This is a genomic window from Candidatus Frackibacter sp. WG13 (genome assembly GCF_900114655.1).
Classification (GTDB): Bacteria; Bacillota; Halanaerobiia; order Halobacteroidales; family Acetohalobiaceae; genus Frackibacter.
Window position 1 is genome coordinate 18,343 of the sequence record NZ_FOTT01000005.1, and the last position, 17,834, is coordinate 36,176.

Below are 17,834 nucleotides of genomic sequence, written 5' to 3' on the forward strand. Positions count from 1 at the left end.
AAGATGATTAATCCTATTTTCAGATTAATTCAAGATAAATTTAAATTGTATGATTCTCCCCAAGAGGAGAATCATACAATTATTGTTAATGATGATAAGAGTTATGTTAGATCACGAGTCATGATTGAAACAATAAAAGAACAAGACCGATTTAGTAAAATTGAAATAGTTATTCAAAATGAAAATTATTTCAATTTATATCAAGATATCAAGGAATTAGGAGCTTTAACGAAGTTAGTAAAGATAGATCCACTCAAAGCTTTTAAAGAAAAATTCAATTATGAAATTCCTGTGTCTATTTCTGCTCAATTTTTAATTAATAATAATCTTTTAGAGGAAGTAGAGGATTTTAATCATTATTACAATGTCGACTATGATTTTAAGACTAATTTATTATTATATCGTTTACAATTAAAAAACATAAGTTTATTATCAAATAAATATAGTTTGCTTAGGTTTATTAGTGATTATTCAGAGAAAATTAAAATTTTTAAAAATAATCGTAGTCTTTTTGAGATATTTACTAATAAAGTTTTTAATAAAATTGAAGAAAAGGATTTAGTACAAGATATTAAAGAAGCAATTATTAATGATGAATTAAATAATTATTTAGAATTTTTATTAGCTGGTCATATTTTCTCTCATTATCAGGAGTATAATTTTAATACGTTTTTAAGTGATTTAGATTATGATTACAAAAATTTAAATTTATATTATAGATTAGCACAAGAAAATAAATTAGTAGATTTTTATAAGCGGTTATATCTTAATAATGAGAGTTTCCTCAAAACAATAAGTAACTATCTTAAGAGCCAACAAGATAAGGTTGACATTTTTGCTGATAAGTTTGAATATAGTAAGTATCTAGATAATATTTCAGGTTATTTAGATTACGAACTTGATTATTTAATAAAAAACTTATTAAAAGATTTAATTACAAAAGAGGTAGATAAATATTATCTTTCCTTATTATCCAAAATAGAAAAAAAATTTGCACCTCTATTTAATTTCGAGAAAGCACTAAAGAATTTTAATATGTTTAAAAAATTATTAAATTTATTATATAAACTAAGAAATATTGTGGACTTAGATAATAATTTTACAGATTGGACAACCTTCTATCGAGAAGAATATTTAGATTTAAATAATAATTTAGAGGAAGAAAAGAATATTTTTAATATAATTGAAAAGCTAGCCGGTAAATATAATTTAAATCTTAGTTCAGTTAAAGTAAAAGTAGAAACTGAATTAAATAAAATTAATAGGCAGTATGAGGAATATCTAATTAATAATTATGAGTCTTTGATTAGTAGTGAAGAAAATTTAGGAATCTGTTCTAAGTTAGAAGAAATTAAAAGAATTATGAATCGAGGTACACCCGTAATTATGATAGTTATTGATGCTATGCGATGGGATATGTGGGATATTATCAGTAGTATTTTTGAGAAATATGGTTTTGTAATGACTAATAAGCAAGACGAAGTAACTTTATCTTTAATTCCTTCGGTGACTGATATCTCTCGTCGTTCTTTATTCGCAGGGATGAATTATAGTGATTTACAGCAGAAAAAAGTATCTGGTCAATTTACTCATGGTATTCATAATGAAGTAAAACATTTACAAAGATATTTTGTCCATAATAAAATATCTTTTGCTAAAGGTGGTAAAAAAGCATTTAAAGAGTTAATAACTGAAAAAGCAGACCTTTATTCATTTATTTTTACTGAAGGAGACGAGATGTTCCATGGCTTTAAAGATATTAATAGTGAATTGATTACTGTTTTATTTGAAAATCAGGTTAAAAATATAGCTGAGACGATCTCTAAATCTGATTATTTAACTCAAGCTAAAATTGTTGTGACTACTGATCATGGTTCGATTAAAATTGCTCAACATCAGTCCTATAATTTAAACAAAAATTTCAAAGATTATCTTAAAAGTAAAGATTTAATGATTGAGTCTCATGGTCGTTATTTAAAGGTATATGGTAAGGAATTTATAGAAGAAGAATATCAAGAGGTAAAAAAACATTTACTACAAATGGAAGATGATTATTGGCATATTATTGACCGAGATACTATGAAAAGCTTTTATCTTCCTAAGACTGATGTAAATGGTGAGAATTATTTTTGGTTAATAAGTAAATATGGTTATTATCCAGGTGCATGTAGAGGTGATTATACTCACGGTGGTGTGAGTATGAGTGAAACAATAATTCCATTTGCAATTTTAGAAAAGAAGGAAAGTACTTTTAATATTCCTGAATTGCAACTAATACACTCTGAATTGGTTGCAGAAAAAGAGTCGCAATTAGAATTACTGTTGGTTAATAATAATAACTATCCATTACGAGATTTAGTTTTAGAATTTGCTCACTTTGGAATTACTGAGGAGATAGGGTTCATGTCTAGGAATGATTCACTTACATTTCAGATTAATTTACTACCTAATGAAAGTGGGGAAATTGAAGAGGAAATTAATTTAAATTTTAACTTTGCTGGGAAACACAAGCAATTAAATAAATCTTTATCTTTAACAATAGAAGATAGTAGTAAAACTAGAATTAATAAGTCATTAAAAGAATCACGCGAATTATTTTAAAAGGAGTGAAAAGTGAGTATGGAAGAATGGGAAAAAAAATTTAAAGATAACTTCGGTTCTGCAGTTGTTGATAAAGAAGTTGCATTAAAGAATGAAGTTGATGATTTACCTCGTTATGTTTCAGAATACTTATTAGGTTATTTTTGTCAAGATGGAGTAACCGAAGAAAACTTGAAAGAAATGCACCAGTATGTTAAAGAATGTCGTGTTGAAGGTAGAGCAAAGGAAAAAGCAAGGCATAAATTACAGACAAATTTTAGGATGAAAGTGATAGATAAGTTTAAAGTAAAGATTAATTTAACTAAAAAGAATGAACAAGAAAATAATTTAGAAATTCCAAGTATGGGAGTTACAGATGCTCAAGTTTATAATAGTATTTTAAAAGATAATGAAAGATTATTAATTGATGGTCTATGGGGGTTAGGTGAAGTAAAGTATAATCCAGAAATAAAAACAATAGAATTAACAAAGTTCAAACCATTTCAATTAGCAAATATAAAAATAAATGATTTTGTAGAAGCGAGAAGTGAGTTTAATAGCGAAGAATGGGTTAATGCTTTAATTAGTACCATAGGATTAAATTATAATGCTTATTCTAAGCGCGAAAAGATGATTTTAATTTCCCGCTTACTACCAATGGTTGAAAATAATCTTTTTATGATGGAATTTGGTGCTCCTGGTACTGGTAAGACTTATGCTTTTGAAAATCTTTCCTCTTATTCGCGAGTAATTTCTGGGAGTAAGGTTACAGCTCCACAATTATTCTTTAATTTAAAGACTAAGCAGGAAGGATTATTGCTGCAGTATGATGTAGTATTATTTGATGAAATTGATAAAGTGAAAAAGAAAGGGATCGATGAAGATGTTATAAATAAGTTATATCAATACCTTGCTTCTGGTAAGTTTGATCGAGGGGGAGTTGAAAAAACAAGTAATTGTGGTGTCGTAATGGTAGGGAATCTACCTAAAAATAAATTAAATAAAGCCGAAATGTTAGATGAATTATTACATGAGGACTTAAAACATGCTGCATTTTTAGACCGTTTAGCAGGGGTTATCCCTGGCTGGGAGTTAAAGAGTATTAAAGATAGTAATGTGAGTTTAACTAAACATTATGGGTTTACCGCAGATTACTTTAGTGAAATTCTTAATCGCTTACGCAGAAGTAACTATGATTATATACTTAATCGGATTAAGTTTGAAAATGCTGCCATTAGAGATGAGCAAAATATTAAAAAGATTGTTTCTGGCTTTATTAAGTTATTGTATCCTAATGGACAACTTACTGATAAACAGTTAAGTAAATTAACTCAATATGCTGTAGAGTATAGACAGTTTGTTGTAGATCAGAATTATAATATTAATGGAAAAGAAGACTTCAATAAGACAATTGGGTTTAGAATTAAATAAAAATGGGGGATTAGCTTATGATATATTTTGATAATGCAGCTACAACATTTAAAAAGCCAGATGCAGTTTATGAGGCAATAATGGAAACATTAAGAAATAAAAGTGGTAATCCTAGTCGAGGAAGTCATAAAGCTGCTTTATCAGCTAGCAAGGTAGTATTTCAAACAAGAAGAAAACTAGCTAATTTTTTTAATGCTAGAAATAGTAAAGAGATAATTTTTACTAAGAATGCTACTGAAGCTATGAATTTAGTTTTTAAAGGCTTATTAGAGTCAGGTGATCATGTAATTATTAGTAGTTTAGAACATAATGCTGTTTATCGTCCTTTGAATCGATTAAGGGAAGAAGGCATAATTAATCTTACAATAGTTGATACCGAGCAAGGAAGGAAAGAATTTCTGAAGCAAGTTAATAATTCTATTAATTCTCAGACTCGTTTAATGGTATTAACTCACGCTTCTAATGTAACAGGTAGTATTTTACCTATAAAGGAATTAGGAAAAATAGCAGTTAATAATAACATTAATTTTTTAGTTGATGCTGCTCAAACTGCTGGAGTCTTACCTATAGATGTTCAGAAATTAAATATAGACTTTCTTGCTTTTACTGGTCACAAAGGGTTGTATGGTCCTCAAGGCACTGGTGGACTTTATATTAATTCTGATGTTCAGTTAACCCCTTTGGTTGAGGGAGGAACTGGAGGAAATTCTAAAGCTAAATTAAACCCTAATATTTTACCGGATAAATACGAAAGTGGTACAGTGAATACTCCTGGAATTGCTGGCTTAGGAGCAGGAATCGATTTTATTAATAAAATATCATTAATTAAAATTAAACAGTATAAAGAGGAACTATTGGTAAAGTTAATTTCGGGTTTGAATAATATACCCAAGGTAAGAATTATTAATTCAAATATTAGTGTGAATAGAGCTGGTGTAGTTTCTTTTAAAGTGTCAGGGATTAAATCTGCGACTATTGGTAATTTACTTGATAAAAAATATAATATTGCAGTTAGAACTGGTTTGCATTGTGCGCCTTTGGCTCATAAAAGCATTGGAACATATGACACGGGAACAGTACGAATTAGTCTCAGTTATTTTAATAATACAAATGAAATAGATAAATTTTTAGAAGCATTAACTGAAATTGTAAAAATAAGGGGTTAAAGAGAATGAATTATAACTTGATTATTTTTCCTACTACACATAATCTTTTTTTAGCAGAAGAATTATTAGAAAAGCATAATTATAAATTGGAAATTGTTCCTACACCTGATGACGAAGAAGATTGTTGTAGCTTATCTATTAAGATTAAATGCAATAATATTAATAAAGTGGAAGAGATGTTACAAACAGAGATAATTCGATATGTTAAAATAAAAAAATGATGTTTTCCTTTAAAGACAATTATTTTTTTCTAGATAGTAAACTGTGTAATATACACTTAGAAATATAGATTATGTATTCTATTTCTATATTTACAAAGAGATAGGAGGCCAGAATAAATGGGAGAGAAGAGGTATAACAAATTAGTTCGCGATAAGATAATTGAAATAATTGAGGCTGATAATAAAGACGCAGGATATAGAATTGTTAGTGGTGAAGAATATAAAGAATACTTAGTTACAAAGTTGCAGGAAGAAGTTAATGAGTTTAAAGAGGAACAGAATATAGAAGAGTTAGCTGATATATTAGAAGTAATAGAAGGTTTACTAGATATACTAAGGATTGACTGGGACGAGTTATTCGAAATTAAGCAAAAGAAGAAAGAAGATAGAGGTGGATTTAAAAAAGGGATTATATTAAAGAAGGTTATTGAATAATAAAGGGTTACCTAATTAACATGAAAGGCTGATACCAATGCGCACAGAAATCTTATCGGAACTAAATAAAATGGAAAAAGAGGAAGAAGTCAAGATCTTATATGCCGTCGAATCCGGTAGTAGAGCTTGGGGCTTTCCATCTAAAGACAGTGATTATGATCTTCGTTTCATATATCTACGTCCAGTAGAGTGGTACCTATCAATTGATAAGAAGCGAGACGTATTAGAATACCCCATTAATAATAAATTAGATATAAGCGGCTGGGATCTTAAAAAAGCCTTATACTTATTCAAAAAATCTAATCCAGCACTTATAGAGTGGTTATTTTCACCGATAGTATATATTGAAAGGTATTCAGCGATTAACAGGTTAAGAGAATTAAATGATAAGTATTTTTCAATAAAGTCAAGTATATATCATTATTTAAATATGGCTAGAGGGAATTATAAAGCTTATTTACAAGGAGACAAAGTTAAAATAAAGAAGTATTTCTATGTTTTAAGACCTATTTTAGCTTGTAAATGGTTAGAAGCTAATAAGACGGCAGTGCCGATGAATTTTGAAGAATTATTAGACTCTCAAGTTTTAGATATGCATTTACATAAGGAGATAAAGGAATTATTAAAGAGAAAGAGAGCTGGCGAAGAGCTTGATATAGAACCGAAGATTGATATTATTAATAATTTTATTGAAGAAGAATTTGCGTATTATGAAGAGTATGCAAGAGCCGTTGAGGATATAGACTCTGTTAGTTATGAAGAATTAAATAAATTATTCAGAAATACTTTAGATGAAGTGTTTGGAGTGATATAATTAATACCAAGGAGGAGATTATATGGGCTTTTTAGATGGTTTAATGGGCAATGCAACGGAGATGGATATGTCAGATTTAGAAGAAGAGTTAAGAGAAATAGTAATTGAAGGAGAAGAGATCGAAAAAGGTTATAAAGTATTAAGAGATTATTTTGTCTTCACTAATAAGCGTCTTTTACTTATCGACAAACAAGGGATGACCGGAAATAAAGTAGAATATCATTCAATACCATATAAAAGCATTAGACATTTTAGTGTAGAAACAGCTGGGACTTTCGATGCTGATTCGGAGTTAAAGCTTTGGATTGCAGGGTCAAATATGCCATTACAAAAACAGTTCGGAAAAAAGGGAGATAATATTTTAGAGGTTCAGAAAACATTAGCTAAATACTTATTATAATACTGTTTAAAGCTGCGGATTAATTATTGTCAAAGTTCGTAGCTTTTTATTTTTGATATTATAGTTTATAATAACTTAGTCACTTATGACTAAACCTTTATTAATCTATTATTTTCAAATTTTTAGCATTTATGATATAATAAAGTGAAAAGAAAATAATTACTATTTAAATATAAAACTAAAGTGAGGGATAGTCTATGATAGATGAAATAAATTATTGTGCTGTTATAGGCGATATAGTAGAATCAAAAAAAGCAGACGATAGGAATAAACTTAAAGATAAATTTAAGAATGTTATAAAGAAGATTAACTCTAAATATAAAGATGTCATTATCGCAGATTTTTTGGTCCAAGAAGGAGATTCAGTTCAGGGGCTTCTTTCTAGTACTTCTATCAGTTATGATTTAGTTCAAGATTTTAAAGAATATATGAAACCAAGCCAAATTGTCTTCGGAATTGGTATTGGAACTTTATCTACTGCCCTTTTTGCTAATCCTATTACCTCAGAATTAGATGGAGAAGCTTATCATCGGGCAAAGAAGATGTTAAAAAGAGCTAAGAATAGAAAGCCTGGTATTTGTTACTCATTTGCAGATGAAGCAAGTAATTTAATTAATACTTTAGTCTACTTTATTGAATCTAATCAATCATTTCGAACAACTCACCAAAAAAAGATAGTAAAGCTATATAAAGAACTTGAAACTCAAGAAAAAGTTGCTAAAAAATTAGATATATCTCAAGCAACAGTTAGTGCAAATTTAAAGAAAGCTTTATATCCTCAAATAAAAGAAGCAGAAAATAATATAAAGAAATATTTAAAAGTCCTAGATGATAATTAGAAATCCGAATTTTGTATCTTAGTCTCTATATAAACTGTGTAAACTATATCTGTAAATATAGATTCTGTAGTCTATAATAACAAATATAGATTCTGTAGTCTATATTTTAAATCATAGACTAATTGCTAATAACATCCTTTATTATAAATGAGGTGGTCAAGTGCATAATGCTAAAATTATTTTATCTTTAATTATATTATCTCATTTCATATCTGACTTCGTACTTCAAAGTAATGAATTGGCTAAAAATAAAATGATAAATCATCATTCTTTAATAAAACATGGTATAGTGGTTTTCATAACATCCTTAGGGTTAACATTTCATTTTTTCTCACATCAATTACTTATAATAATATCTGCAATCACAATCCTCCATATAACTATAGATTTGATTAAAATAAAATTAGAAAAGAGATATTCAAATTTTGTTCTTTTCTTTATTATAGATCAAATATTTCATTTAATGGTTATAATAAGTTTTTATCCTAAAGTCAAATACATCCAAGTAAATTTTTTAGGGAATTATGTTAATCGATTAATTCTTGAGTCTTTTCCTGTTTTTAAAAGCTTATCATTAACTAAAGAAGATTGGGCTATTTTAATCTTAATTATTTCTGCTTATATTTTTGTTTGGACAGCTGGAGCTATACTAGTTAAAAGGGTATTAGATAAATTTAATTTTAGTGGAAATGACAATGAAAAAACAATTGGTCTTATATCAACTAAAATAGAGTCAAACAGGAATAATATAGGTGAATTAATAGGACAACTAGAGAGGATAGTGATCCTGACTTTAATATTATGTAAAAGCCTAGGTGCAATTTCTTTAGTATTTGCTGCCAAGTCAATTGCTAGATTTAACAACTTTAATAAGCAAGATTTAGCTGATTATTATATAGTTGGTACTTTTGCTAGTTTGTTGGTCAGTCTGTTTATTGGACTAGTTCTAACTATGATTATTTCTATATATTATAGTGGTAATTTTATATTATATGAAGTTTTATAATTTAATAAAGAATCTGCTATTAAATTAGCTTTCTTGGTTAACATTTGATTTGTTTTAAGTTTTTAGAGTTTATGATATAATAAAGTGACAAGAATAGTTTCGAATTTCAAGGTTTAAAAGTAAAAGGAAGGGATAATAATGAGAAAGATCTCTTTTAACGAGTATAATAAAAAAAGAAAGACATCAAAGGTTGATTTATTAAAAGTAAGAGATGGTTTGGAGAAGAAATCTAATAACAATTCAAAAAGAAGAGATAGAGAAAAGAGAATTCTATTATATAAATTAGCAAAGAAAAGAAGAGAAAAAATTTTAAAGAAATCTGGAGAACGAGAATATAAGCTTATTTATTAAGGGGTTATATATTATGAATACAGATAAACTTAAAAGAATGATTAGAGAAACAATTGAATCGTCTAGAAGTGATTTTGCAAAAAGAATAGAAATTATAGCTATAATTACTGAAGCTATGAAAGATATTGGAGTAAAGCCAGTTATTGTCGGAGGACATGCAGTAGAATTTTATACTTCTGGTGGTTACGCAACTATGGATATCGATATGTTGTGTACATGTTCAATTTATGAGGTAAATTCTATTTTGAAATCTTTGGGTTTCGATAAAGAAGGTAAGTATTGGGTTTTAACAGATGAAAATATAGATATTGCAATAGAGGTGCCTTCTGGACCATTGGCTGGTGATAGTGATAGGTTAACTAAGGTTGAAATAAATGAAGGGTTAAACGCTTATTTTATTGGGATTGAAGATATAATTATTGATCGTCTAAATAGATATAAGCATTGGGGAGAGTATTCTGATGAAGAATGGATCATCGGTATGATTATTTTAAATCATGAAGAAATTGATTGGGAATATGTTTATAAAAGAGCAGAAGAGGAAAGAACATTAGAAGAAATACAAGAGTTTAGAAAAAAATCTGAGGAAGATATGAAAGAAATGAAAGATTAAAAATTTTAATCTGTAATAAAGAACAGAAAAACACGAAATAAAAAGGTGATAATAATGCGGGAACTTATCTTAAAATACTTAAAAAATCGTAATAAAAAACGAATCAAGACTAGGGCTATAGAAGATTACATAATTAAGAGTTTGGGACCACACAGATATAGGAAACAGGGTGGTTATCAAGAGTTTGTTAAGAGTATTAAAATTTTAGTATCCAAAGAACTGATTCGTCCTATAAAAGCCTGGAAGAAGAATGGTATGGCACCACCGCTCTATAATGGTTATCAAATTCTTTCATTAAAAGAAAAATTAGGACCTGATATAAAGAAGAAATTACTGACTCAATATCATCCGAGTCTTAATACCACTTACTATTTGAATAACCCACAAGAATATAAGCGCGATAAGAAATATCTATCTCAGTTAGATGAGTTTTTAAAAGAAAATAGTAGTTTAGAATTAGTACCTATGACCGTTAATGAACGTTCCTTCCAAATCTTTCAAGATGAAAAATTCCTTGCTTCCCAGGTAGGGAAAGAATTTATGCGTCGGATTGGTCTGTCTCTTGAGATTTTAAATTCTTATCCTACCTATGAGCCTTTCTTTTACTATCAAAACACTAGAGGTTTAGATAAAAGAAATTTGCTAATTATAGAGAATAAAGATACCTTCTTTTCTTTTAAGAAATTATTGCAAGAAGGGAATTTTAGTTGGAAAGGTGTTCGATTTGATCTAATTATATATGGAGAAGGAAAAAAGATTCAACATAGCTTTCCGTTCTTTTATGAATTAAAAGAGTATCAAAAAGGAGAGAATAATCTTTATTATTTTGGAGATTTAGATCCAGCTGGGATCTCTATCTGGTATGGATTACAAGAGAAATTTGAAGAAGAGTTCATACCATTTACCTTCTTTTATAATACTTTATTAGCGGAGTATCAAGAACAGATACCGAAACTAAAAAAGAAACAAAAGATTAATCAACGAGCAGTTCAAAAATTCATCTCCTTCTTTTCACCAAAAATTCAGGATAAAATTTTAGAATTAGTTGAATCTAATATATATTTACCCCAGGAAGGATTAAATTATTCTTTATTGAAGAATATTAGTGACTAATTAAAATATTAAATATAAGCTAAAGATTATATCTGAATGGGTAACGTTGCTGAAATTGTAATGTGAGGTGAATACACTATGTACTTAAACGAAGTTATCGAAGGTTTTTCTGAAAGAATGCATAATATTGCTGTCTTTAAACCGTTATTCGAATTAGAGCAGAAGCGAAAGTACGATTATCCCTTAATGGAATTAGGAATTATAAGTATGCTCTATATCTTAGAGAGCATGTTAAGAGGAGAGAAGGATTGTACTTATCGTAAGATTGCTTATTTTTTACGAGATGTGATTGCTGAGTATTATGATGATGAATTAGAGTATGCGGAAGCATTGGATTTAACTCATTATTTAGTACGGGAGTCGTTGATGAATCAAGGAAGTTCACATCAATTCAGTTATTTTGATTTTGAAAATGGTGAGAATGAAGATTATAAGTTTCATTTAGTAAAGTTACAGGATTATGATATAGATAGTAAGGTGGTAAAGTTAAAGTTATCACCTATTGGCTTAGAACTTCTTTTTAAAACAAAAGAGATGTATAATGAGCTGCAAGTCTCTATTTCACAATTATATTTACGGCAACAGATCCAAAAAGGTGTCTTTGATGGAGCTCTCTATTCAGTAAAGGAGTTAGCTTTAGCGGTTAAGAATGAAAAGGAGCAATTAAAGCAGTTAAAAGAACGGATTATTCGTGATGTTTTGCAAGTGACTCGGGAAGAAGAGTACCAAGAGCAGATGAAACGAATAAATGAACAATTAGAACGAGAAAGAGAGATGTTTTATGAGTTAAAGGATTTAATTGATGACACTATAGAGAAACATTATTCTGAACATATAAGTAATGAAGCGATAGATAAGGTTATGGAATTGAAACATAAATTAATAGATGTGATCTCGTTACACGAATCACTATTTACTGATAAGTTACGGATTGAAAAGCTAATGAATGATTCTATCGAAGCGATGATTTTAAATGCTTTCAATACTCAAGTTAATTTTGAAACAGAATTTTTAGAGCCAGCAGTCAGGAATGATTTAGAAATAAATAAATTAAAGCAGATTCTAGACCCATTATTTTCACCTCATACTACTTCGGAGTTTAATCCCCAACGAATCTTTACTAAACAAGTGCTTAACAGAAAAAAAGAAGTGACTGAAGAGGAGTTGTGGCAACTAGAGGAAGATGAGCAGCGGCAAAAGGAAGCCGAAGAAGAAGAGAAGCGGCGGGCTAAAGAGGAACGACTTAAAAAGTACCTATTATTGTTACTTAAGCCTTTAGCTGAGAAGGAAGAGGTTAGATTAAGTCAGATAATTAATAATTTAAAGGAAGAAGATCATGACCGTTACCTAAAATTAGTAAAGGAAGTCGATTTTTATCCATTTATTATTCAACTACATCAATTAGGTGTTATTCCCTTATTGACTAGAGAGGAGATGCAGGGGTTTGTTTTAGATAATCTTTTCTGGGTTGTGACTGAGATTGTTGCTAAGAATGAAGCAATTGCTATTTTAGAAGGGTTTGAGCTAATAGCTACGGAGGATGTAATTAAGCTTGAGCCTGGTTATGTACTATCTGATTTTATCATTAAAAGGAGGAATCCTGATGGAGTATAGAGCTGAGGATGTACGTTGGGCTTTTAAGATATTCATGTACCTACTAAAGAATGGTTCTATTCCCGAAGATAAACGGGAATACCATTATGCTTATCAGAAGAATGAAGTGCGTCATATTATTGAAGAGGTTATTAATGAAGAGGCGGAGGTTATGATCTTCTCTTTAGGAGGTGTAATCTATTTAACTCCTGGGATTGATAACTGGTTCTTAGGTTATAGTAATGCCCAACTTAGAGATAAGATGAAGTTAAGGACTAATAGTGAGTTATATTTGGCTTATTTTATCATTTTGAATCTATTAGCTGAGTTTTATAATAGTGAAGATCAATCGCTAGCTACTAGACAATTCTTGTTACTGCGGGACTTAGAAGAGATGGTTACCAAGCAGATTGAAAAGATTGATGATACTGATGAAGAAGCCTTAGAACGACGTGAAGAAGAGTTGCAGTTAAACTTAAGCGCTGTAGCAGAGGTTTGGTTGGATCTACCGCCTTTTGATGATGAACTTAAGAATTTAAGAAGAGGCAAGAAGAATAGAATCAGCTTTATGCTACGGGTATTAAGCTTTCTAGAAGATGAAGGCTTAATTCAAGTTTTTGAAGACCAAGAGATTAGACTTTTGCCGAAACTAGAACACTTAATAGTGAAGTATTACTTTAATAGCACAAGAAAGGACCAATTATTACAGATAATAGAAAAAGATGCATTGATAGAGGAGGATGAAGATGCCGCGTATTAATCGAATTCGGGTAACTAATATTAAATATGATCATGATAAGAAACAGATGCCGGATGTTATACTTAATTTAGATGGTTTAAATAGTATCTTTTTATTAGCCAATGGCGGTGGGAAGTCCTTATTAATCCAGCTTGCATTACAGACGATCTTACCTAATGCGAAGATGGGTAAACGGCGAATTGCTGATCTATTAGAGTCTAACAATTATACTGGACATGTTGTTGTTGAGTGGTTATTAGACCAAGAGGGGGATGAGGAACACTATCTATGTACCGGCTTTACTTTTACCGAAGGTTATAAAGACCAACGACTTCGTTATTATAACTATCTTTTTGATTATAATGAAGGTGCTGATTTTACTATTGAAGACCTACCTTTAATTAAACAAGGAGATATGTTTGAACGTGAACGTCCAATTAGTTATCAAGCATTCAAAGATTGGCTTAGAAATAATGAAGATAAACGAATCCAACTTTTTGAACGGATTAAGGATTATCAAAGTTCTTTAGGTCGTTATAGAATCTTACCTGAGGAATGGGAGAATATTCGTGATACTAATGCTTCGGAAGGTGGCGTAGATCAATTCTTTGCTAAGAGTAAGACAGCGGAACAGTTAGTCGATAATCTATTGATTCCTAGTGTGGAAAATATGTTGTTTCAAAATAAAAAGCAGAAAGAGCAACTTGTTAATGCCTTTTCTGAACATCGAAGTATGTTGTTAGATATTCCTAAGATTGAAGCTAATATCAAAGACTTCAAGGTAATCAGTAATCAGGCTGAGGAAGTTATAGTTAAAGTTAGAAATTTAGGGACCTTTACTAAAGATTTGGAAGCAAGAACTTTAGATTTAGTTAATTTAGCTAAGACATTTGATAAGCATATTGAAGAAGCCAATAAAAAGCTTACAGAGTTAGATGAAAGTAAAGAGAAGTTTAAAGATGAAGAACGTAATTTACAGTGGAAGGAAAAGAGCTATAAGGCTTTCTTAAAGAAATTAGAATATCAAGATGCTCTAAAAGAGAAGGAGAAAGCTGAAGATGAATTAGCAGAACAGAAAGAAAGTTTAGAACAGATGCAACAGAAGGAAAGAGAAGCTAAAGCTTTATACCAATTTAAAAAGGTCCAACGTAATAGGCAGGATAAGCAACGATATCAATATGAACTAGAGATGTTAGATAAAGCAGCCCCGGAGTTAAAGGAAGAATTAAAGGGGGTAAAACGTAGATTAGCTTTAGCTTGGCAACAGCAGAATGACCGCTTAAAGAAGAGAAAGTCAGAACACGAGGAAAAGATTAAGGATATCAAAGGTGAAATTAAGAATTTTACTGCTAAGTTGAAAGAATTGCGGATGGAACAAAATAATTTGCGAGATGAAAGAGCTAAAATAGTAGCTTGGTTTGATGCATATGAAGAGAGACGAGAGCGTCTAAAAGAATATTTAACGGAATGGGAGCTTTATGATCCGGAAAAGACTTTAGACGAGAAGCATGAACGAATTAATTACTATCAACAGAGTAGAGCAGATAAACAGACTACTCTAAAGGAGATTCAGCAGCAACAGAAAGACTTAGAAGAGGAGATCGTTAAGTTACATAGTGAACGGAGTGCTATTAAAGGAAGATTAGATAATATTGAAGAAAAGTTTAATCAATTTGCTAAGGCCAAGGAAGAAGTTCAAGGGTTATTGATGAAGGAAGGGAAGTATACAGATGACTTATTAGTGCAGAAAGAGGATGTATTAATAAAAGTTAAAGATCTGTTAACTACAGCTCGAAAAGACAGAGTTAACCTTCAGGCAGAACTGGCCAACTTAGAGGAAAAGTGGGCTCTTTTTGCCGATAAAGATTATTATTTACCGCACCATGAATTATTAAAAATTAAAGATATATTAGAGGAGAGAAATATCTTTACCATATTAGGAAGTGAGTGGTTGACCAGTCAGGATTTATCCACCGATGAAAAGGAAGCGTATTTACGGAACCAACCATTATTGCCTTATTCGATCTTGGTGGAGGAAACGCAATTGAATGCGGTTAAAAATACTTTGCGTTATAAAGACAATCTTTCTCAAGATATTCCTTTACTATTTTTGGTAAAGAATTCTGATACTTTAACTCCAGATTATAAGCAAGAGCAATTTCTAACTCTCCAACCTAAACAGCTATTAATTTATCAACCGGAGTCTAGTAAAGTATTTACTTCTCAAGAATCTTTTAATGAATTTAAGGCTGATTTAGAAGGGAAGATACAAAGGATAAAAGAGAAGCTTCAAAATTATAGAGAGCGAGAAGAGATCTTAATTAATCTTAAAGCAAGAGTAGAAGAATTCTATCGTCATTATACTTTAGAAATAATTCAAAATTTAGAGGATAAAAGGGAAACGTTAGAGACTAAGACTGAAGCATTAAAGAGTAATCTTGATACTGCCCAGAAAGAGAAAGAAGAACTATCAATTAAAAAAGAAAAGATAGAAACAGAGATAGATGACTGTTTGGCAGAAGAGAGAAAATTAGAAAGAATAATTGATCGTTTAACAGAATTCATTAAGGAGTATCGACTTAGGGAAGCTAAAAAGGAAGAAAAGGAAAAGCTTGATAAAGAGCTAGCAGTAATTAAAAAACAGTTAATTAGATTAGAAGCTAGTAAAGAAGAAGTACGAGAAGAGAAGAGTAAAGCAAGGCAGAGATTAAATGAATCTAATCAAGCTTTAGAAGTACATCAAACGGAGTACCAAAGATACGAATTAAAAGATGTTAGACCAGCGGAAAGTATAGAGGAGACTTATGCTGAATTAAAGGGTGAAACTGAGAGTATTGAAAGTAGGTTAAATGAGAAGCAAGGGGAACGATCTACTTTACAAAAGTTAATTGCTAAATACAATGAAGCGTTACAGACTGCTAATAAAGAAATAGCAAAGACTGGGATTACCGAAGAATGGTTATTAAATAATCAACGGCAAGTAACTGAGAAAGAACTTGAAGTGGCCAAGCAAGATAGGGAACAGGCAATGGAAAGATTTGAATTAGCAAAAAAAGATGTAAATCAGGCAAATAATAAGGTAGATACTACTGCTGGTATTTTGGAGAGTTATCAAGAAGATATTAAAGAGGAGTTTAAAAAAGAGGTTTATTTTGATTATTCCGAAGCAAATCATCAGGATGAGTACCAAAATATTAAACGTGAATTAGAAGAGTTAAGCAATAGATTAGAAGAATTAAAAGTGGAGATCAACCAGGCTGTAGAATGGAAGCGCGATAACAAGGAAGCTTTAGATACTTTACAATATAGATTAAAGGATAAATTACACGATTTATGGTCGGACGGAGAAGCTTTAACAAAGCAAGAGTGGGCTAATTATGATTTAGAACCGAAAGCATTTTTACGTCGTTGGCTAGAAGAGCAAGAAAAGGCTAAAGCCAAAAGAGAAAGACAGAAGCGAGTTGTAGATAATCAATTTAAAGATTATTTGCAGGAATTGAAGGCTACTAAGAATCCGAAGGTTAAACAGTTCATTCGTAAAGTACAACAGATTATGAAGCAAGGCAGAATATACGACTATGATTATGTAGAGACTCAATTTTTACGTATTTTAGAAGGATTAGAAGAGTATCAGAAGAATTATGAACATCAACTGAAAGAAAGAGAAAAGGATATGGAACATCTAACTAATCTATGTTTACGAAGAGCAAGAACAATTTATGATAGTATTATGGAATTACCTAAAAACTCAAGAGTTGACCTTTATGATCGTCAAATTCAAGTAATTAAGATGAACTGGCGTATCTTAGCTGATGAGGAAGCTAAGGAAGCAATCTATAATTATCTAGAACAAGTCTTATCTGACCTTAAAGAGTGGAAAGAGAAAGGTAAAGATGATGATGAGATAGATAGCAGGATGGAAGAGTTATTAAGAACTAGGAATTTGATCAATATTATTGCTCCAATTGGCGATTGCAGGGTACGAGTTTATAAACCGCGGAAGGAATCGATCGTTCGTCAGAGCCAATTAAACTATTCTGAATGGAATGAAGTTGCTAGATGGTCTGGTGGTGAAGAATATAGCGTTTATATTACAATGTTTATGATTATGATCAGCCATATTAGACAACAGATTGATGGTCGAGGTGCTGTCTGGAAAGCAATTTTAGCTGATAATCCTTTTGGTAAGGCTTCATCACCGCATATTTTAGAAACGGTCTTTGAAGTTGCTCGTTCGAATAAGATCCAATTAATCTGTTTCACTGCTCACAGGCAGGAAAATATTTTAAAAGAATTTCCGGTTGTTTATAGTCTCCAACTTAGAAATGCTTATGGTAAAGAAGTAATGCAAGCAGAAAGATTAGAGACAGCATTTTATAATTTAGGAAATGTAGAAGGTTAGAGATAGTTGTTTATTTCATTGACAAATATAAAAGGACTATTATTATTTTATGACTAAGTATTTATATAGTGAATTTATGTGCGTTAACTAAATATAATTTTTAAGGTTGAGGCTAAGGCTGAGGGAACCAT

At 30.4% G+C, this 17,834-nt stretch carries 15 protein-coding genes; all 15 read left to right on the forward strand.

All coding sequences use genetic code 11. From position 1 onward, the window contains the following. Nucleotides 1–3: 3 nt before the first annotated feature. The 15 genes from BM077_RS04115 (at nucleotide 4) to BM077_RS04185 (ending at nucleotide 17,703) form a co-directional block, all read left to right on the forward strand. Complete coding sequence (locus BM077_RS04115; protein ID WP_090003446.1) at nucleotides 4–2,601, forward strand: PglZ domain-containing protein; 2,598 nt, start codon at nucleotides 4–6, stop codon at nucleotides 2,599–2,601. An 18-nt stretch (nucleotides 2,602–2,619) separates the two neighbouring features. After that, on the forward strand, nucleotides 2,620–4,011 hold the full coding sequence (gene brxL / locus BM077_RS04120) for a BREX system Lon protease-like protein BrxL (protein WP_089748431.1): 1,392 nt from the start codon (nucleotides 2,620–2,622) through the stop codon (nucleotides 4,009–4,011). Between the two features lie 17 nt (nucleotides 4,012–4,028). Further along, nucleotides 4,029–5,177: an aminotransferase class V-fold PLP-dependent enzyme gene (locus BM077_RS04125; RefSeq protein WP_089748430.1), complete on the forward strand. Its 1,149-nt coding sequence runs from the start codon at nucleotides 4,029–4,031 to the stop codon at nucleotides 5,175–5,177. Between the two features lie 5 nt (nucleotides 5,178–5,182). Then, nucleotides 5,183–5,398 (forward strand): putative Se/S carrier protein, encoded by a 216-nt coding sequence (locus BM077_RS04130; protein WP_089748429.1) that lies wholly within the window; start codon nucleotides 5,183–5,185, stop codon nucleotides 5,396–5,398. A gap of 117 nt (nucleotides 5,399–5,515) precedes the next feature. Beyond that, on the forward strand, nucleotides 5,516–5,833 hold the full coding sequence (locus BM077_RS04135; RefSeq protein ID WP_089748428.1) for a nucleoside triphosphate pyrophosphohydrolase: 318 nt from the start codon (nucleotides 5,516–5,518) through the stop codon (nucleotides 5,831–5,833). Between the two features lie 37 nt (nucleotides 5,834–5,870). Further along, a complete protein-coding gene (locus BM077_RS04140; protein ID WP_089748427.1) occupies nucleotides 5,871–6,647 on the forward strand; it encodes a nucleotidyltransferase domain-containing protein in 777 nt (258 codons plus the stop codon). A 22-nt stretch (nucleotides 6,648–6,669) separates the two neighbouring features. Next, nucleotides 6,670–7,047: a PH domain-containing protein gene (locus BM077_RS04145; protein WP_089748426.1), complete on the forward strand. Its 378-nt coding sequence runs from the start codon at nucleotides 6,670–6,672 to the stop codon at nucleotides 7,045–7,047. Nucleotides 7,048–7,244: 197 nt separating this feature from the next. After that, on the forward strand, nucleotides 7,245–7,886 hold the full coding sequence (locus BM077_RS04150) for a SatD family protein (RefSeq protein ID WP_089748425.1): 642 nt from the start codon (nucleotides 7,245–7,247) through the stop codon (nucleotides 7,884–7,886). 160 nt (nucleotides 7,887–8,046) lie between these two features. Then, nucleotides 8,047–8,892: a DUF3307 domain-containing protein gene (locus BM077_RS04155; RefSeq protein WP_089748424.1), complete on the forward strand. Its 846-nt coding sequence runs from the start codon at nucleotides 8,047–8,049 to the stop codon at nucleotides 8,890–8,892. 138 nt (nucleotides 8,893–9,030) lie between these two features. After that, nucleotides 9,031–9,243: a hypothetical protein gene (locus tag BM077_RS04160; protein WP_089748423.1), complete on the forward strand. Its 213-nt coding sequence runs from the start codon at nucleotides 9,031–9,033 to the stop codon at nucleotides 9,241–9,243. A gap of 13 nt (nucleotides 9,244–9,256) precedes the next feature. Continuing rightward, complete coding sequence (locus tag BM077_RS04165) at nucleotides 9,257–9,856, forward strand: DUF6036 family nucleotidyltransferase (protein ID WP_089748422.1); 600 nt, start codon at nucleotides 9,257–9,259, stop codon at nucleotides 9,854–9,856. A gap of 54 nt (nucleotides 9,857–9,910) precedes the next feature. Continuing rightward, nucleotides 9,911–10,969 (forward strand): Wadjet anti-phage system protein JetD domain-containing protein, encoded by a 1,059-nt coding sequence (locus tag BM077_RS04170; protein ID WP_089748421.1) that lies wholly within the window; start codon nucleotides 9,911–9,913, stop codon nucleotides 10,967–10,969. Between the two features lie 78 nt (nucleotides 10,970–11,047). Next, complete coding sequence (locus BM077_RS04175) at nucleotides 11,048–12,583, forward strand: hypothetical protein (RefSeq protein WP_089748420.1); 1,536 nt, start codon at nucleotides 11,048–11,050, stop codon at nucleotides 12,581–12,583. Beyond that, nucleotides 12,573–13,322, forward strand: coding sequence for a DUF6063 family protein (locus BM077_RS04180; protein ID WP_089748419.1), 750 nt, complete (start codon nucleotides 12,573–12,575; stop codon nucleotides 13,320–13,322). Before BM077_RS04175 ends, BM077_RS04180 begins: the two co-directional genes overlap by 11 nt. Further along, nucleotides 13,309–17,703, forward strand: coding sequence for a coiled-coil domain-containing protein (locus BM077_RS04185; protein ID WP_089748418.1), 4,395 nt, complete (start codon nucleotides 13,309–13,311; stop codon nucleotides 17,701–17,703). Before BM077_RS04180 ends, BM077_RS04185 begins: the two co-directional genes overlap by 14 nt. Nucleotides 17,704–17,834 lie beyond the last annotated feature (131 nt).

Bases quoted from the DNA above. Each gene is read 5' to 3' on its own strand.
- brxL (WP_089748431.1), top strand. From the start codon at position 2,620: ATGGAAGAATGGGAAAAAAAATTTAAAGATAACTTCGGTTCTGCAGTT.
- BM077_RS04180 (WP_089748419.1), top strand. From the start codon at position 12,573: ATGGAGTATAGAGCTGAGGATGTACGTTGGGCTTTTAAGATATTCATG.
- BM077_RS04175 (WP_089748420.1), top strand. From the start codon at position 11,048: ATGTACTTAAACGAAGTTATCGAAGGTTTTTCTGAAAGAATGCATAAT.
- BM077_RS04125 (WP_089748430.1), top strand. From the start codon at position 4,029: ATGATATATTTTGATAATGCAGCTACAACATTTAAAAAGCCAGATGCA.
- BM077_RS04135 (WP_089748428.1), top strand. From the start codon at position 5,516: ATGGGAGAGAAGAGGTATAACAAATTAGTTCGCGATAAGATAATTGAA.
- BM077_RS04115 (WP_090003446.1), top strand. From the start codon at position 4: ATGATTAATCCTATTTTCAGATTAATTCAAGATAAATTTAAATTGTAT.
- BM077_RS04145 (WP_089748426.1), top strand. From the start codon at position 6,670: ATGGGCTTTTTAGATGGTTTAATGGGCAATGCAACGGAGATGGATATG.
- BM077_RS04160 (WP_089748423.1), top strand. From the start codon at position 9,031: ATGAGAAAGATCTCTTTTAACGAGTATAATAAAAAAAGAAAGACATCA.
- BM077_RS04185 (WP_089748418.1), top strand. From the start codon at position 13,309: ATGCCGCGTATTAATCGAATTCGGGTAACTAATATTAAATATGATCAT.
- BM077_RS04130 (WP_089748429.1), top strand. From the start codon at position 5,183: ATGAATTATAACTTGATTATTTTTCCTACTACACATAATCTTTTTTTA.
- BM077_RS04150 (WP_089748425.1), top strand. From the start codon at position 7,245: ATGATAGATGAAATAAATTATTGTGCTGTTATAGGCGATATAGTAGAA.
- BM077_RS04140 (WP_089748427.1), top strand. From the start codon at position 5,871: ATGCGCACAGAAATCTTATCGGAACTAAATAAAATGGAAAAAGAGGAA.
- BM077_RS04165 (WP_089748422.1), top strand. From the start codon at position 9,257: ATGAATACAGATAAACTTAAAAGAATGATTAGAGAAACAATTGAATCG.
- BM077_RS04170 (WP_089748421.1), top strand. From the start codon at position 9,911: ATGCGGGAACTTATCTTAAAATACTTAAAAAATCGTAATAAAAAACGA.